1 protein-coding gene and 1 pseudogene are annotated in these 773 nt (G+C 64.0%); both read right to left on the bottom strand.

Annotated elements, in window-relative coordinates:
- Positions 1–424 (bottom strand): annotated as a pseudogene (locus DJ73_RS09215) (group 1 glycosyl transferase); the annotation flags it as partial.
- 61 nt (positions 425–485) lie between these two features.
- Positions 486–773: hypothetical protein (locus DJ73_RS20615; protein ID WP_217900436.1), on the bottom strand; the 288-nt coding region annotated here is incomplete at its 5' end.

The following is a 773-nucleotide window of genomic DNA, read 5'->3' on the forward strand; positions in this document are numbered from 1 at the left end:
TCGCGTCTCCGCAGTGGACGACGATCCTGTCGACGAGTCGCGCTACTACGTGCCTGACCGCGAGTTCGCTGCGCGGAGCGGCCCGTTCGTGGTCCAGGAGGTTGTGGACAGTCCAGACGAGTCGGACTCCCAGCGCGCGCAGTACGACGAGTTCGAAAACGAGCCGTAACCCGAGCAACCCGACGAGAACGGACGGGAACCGACGGTTGGTGATGACGAATCGGTGGAGCCAATGGAGGTGAACGACGTCCGGAACCCCGTGGCGACGGACGCCCGCGAGCAGCGGAAACAGCCAGCCGACGCTCGTCGCCTCGACGTCGACGTCGCGGTCCTCCAACGCCGCGATCAGTTCGGACTGATACGGGTTCGACTCCCTGTAATCTGGACACATCAACACCGTGATCGCGTCGTCGGGAGCGGTCATCGACACCGCCCGGTCGTTTTCGGTGACGTCATGACCCCCACGAGACCGACCACTGACATTGTTATGGGCTTTTGAACGGCCGGCGTTCGCGATCCCGGTCGCGACTCGGCGTTACGACTCGCGTCAGGCGGAGCGTCGACGCGTCGGCGGCGGGACAGACGGTGTCCGAGAACACGGGTCGAGCGGGACGCCCCTCGTTTATCATGTATCTACTCTTAACAAACGCCGGCGAACGTTCCGTATGGAGTTCCGCCACGAGCGAATCGATGATTCCCCTCCGTGCGGCCGACTCGGGTGCTGTCTCACGCCCGATCTCACGGGCAACGGACGTCCCGACGTGCTCGTCTGT

The sequence above is a fragment of the Halorubrum sp. Ea1 genome (genome assembly GCF_002252965.1).
In the GTDB taxonomy this organism is placed as follows: Archaea; Halobacteriota; Halobacteria; order Halobacteriales; family Haloferacaceae; genus Halorubrum.